This is a genomic window from Amycolatopsis sp. H20-H5 (genome assembly GCF_035828755.1).
Taxonomy (GTDB): domain Bacteria; phylum Actinomycetota; class Actinomycetes; order Mycobacteriales; family Pseudonocardiaceae; genus Amycolatopsis.
The window spans coordinates 1-1,559 of the sequence record NZ_JAYMZS010000268.1 but is presented as its reverse complement, the minus strand read 5'-3'; the positions used below and the strand labels follow the sequence as shown (position 1 = coordinate 1,559).

1 protein-coding gene is annotated in these 1,559 nt (G+C 65.2%); it reads left to right on the top strand.

Annotated features, from left to right (window positions below; all coding sequences use genetic code 11):
* On the top strand, positions 1-1,549 hold a 1,549-nt coding region (locus QMK34_RS47385; RefSeq protein WP_442785377.1), incomplete at its 5' end, for an NF041680 family putative transposase.
* Positions 1,550-1,559 lie beyond the last annotated feature (10 nt).

Sequence of the window (1,559 nt, the reverse complement as noted above, 5' to 3'; positions counted from 1 at the left end):
AGCTTGTTGTTTAACCTCGGCGGTTAGTGTGGCGACCCCAGTTGATCATGGAAGCAGCCCTTGGTTGATCATGCTTCTTGCGACGGAAGATGATCCAACCAAGGGCTGCGTGATCAGTGTGCATGATGTTGTTCCTGTTGGCGCGGCCGGGGAGTTGGCGGGTTTCCGGCAGGAGTTCTACGACTGTTTGACGGCGCGGGCGGACACGCTGTTCGAGCTGTGCGACGCGGTGTTGTGCGCCGACGGGCCAGTGGTGTCGCTGCCGGAGCTGTCCTTGGTGGTGGAGCACCGGCGTGGCCATGGTGCTCTCTACGACAGTGTCAACGAGGGCCGGATCGATGATGACCGTTTTCGTGATGTTGTTGCTGTGCAACCGATCCCGCGGTGTGCTGATGGCCGGATCGTGTTGGCTATCGATGTCAGCAACTGGTTGCGTCCGGACGCGGGCACCAGCCCGGATCGGCTGTTCTGTCACACCTATGCACGCGGCAAAGGTCAAGCGCAGATGATCCCGGGATGGCCTTACTCGGTGGTCGCGGCGCTGGAACCGGGCCGCACATCGTGGACGGCGATTCTCGACGCCCGGCGTCTGGGTCCCGACGACGAGAACACCCCGGTCGCCGCCGCGCAACTGCGTGGTGTGGTGGAACGGCTGATCGCCGCTGGTCAGTGGCAGGAAGGCGATCCCGCGATCTGGATCGTCGGGGACACCGGCTACGACGGCCCACGTCTGGCATTTCTGCTGGCGGACCTCCCGGTCGAGGTGCTGGTCCGGCTGCGGTCGGACCGGGTGATGGCGTTTCCGGCGCCACCTCGGACGGCGGAGACCGTCGGCCGGCCCCACCGTCACGGGCCCGAGTTCGCGTTCAAGGACCCAGGGTCGTGGCCTGCACCCGATCAGACCACGACCATCGACACCACCAGATACGGCACCGCGGTGGCCAGGTCGTGGGATCGGCTGCACCCGAGGCTGACCCATCGTGGTGTCTGGGCCGACCACGAGGGTGACGTGCCGGTCATGGAGGGCACGGTGATCCGGCTGCAGGTCGATCATCTCCCCGGCGACGGAGCACCGAAACCGTTGTGGCTGTGGTACTCCGCTACCGGAGCCGACGCCGCGACGGTGAATATGTTGTGGCAGATGTTCCTGCGCCGTTTCGATCTTGAGCACACTTTTCGGTTCCTCAAGCAAACCCTGGGCTGGACCCGGCCACGGTTGCGTGACCCGCAAGCGGCTGACCGCTGGACCTGGCTGATCATCGCCGCTTACACCCAGCTTCGACTGGTGCGGTATCTCGTCGAAGACCTGCGCCGCCCCTGGGAACGGGCCCCGGCGGCCCCTGGCCGGCTGACACCGGCCCGGGTCCGCCGGGGGTTTCGCAACATCGGACCGGCAACCAGTTCACCCGCCAGCGCACCGAAACCCACCAGGCCAGGTCCAGGCCGCCCACCAGGCTCACGAAACAAGCACCGCGCCGTCGTATGCCACGTCGGAAAGACCACCAAAACCGACACCAAGGTCACCGCCGCAACGACCCAAACAGGTTAAACAACAAGCT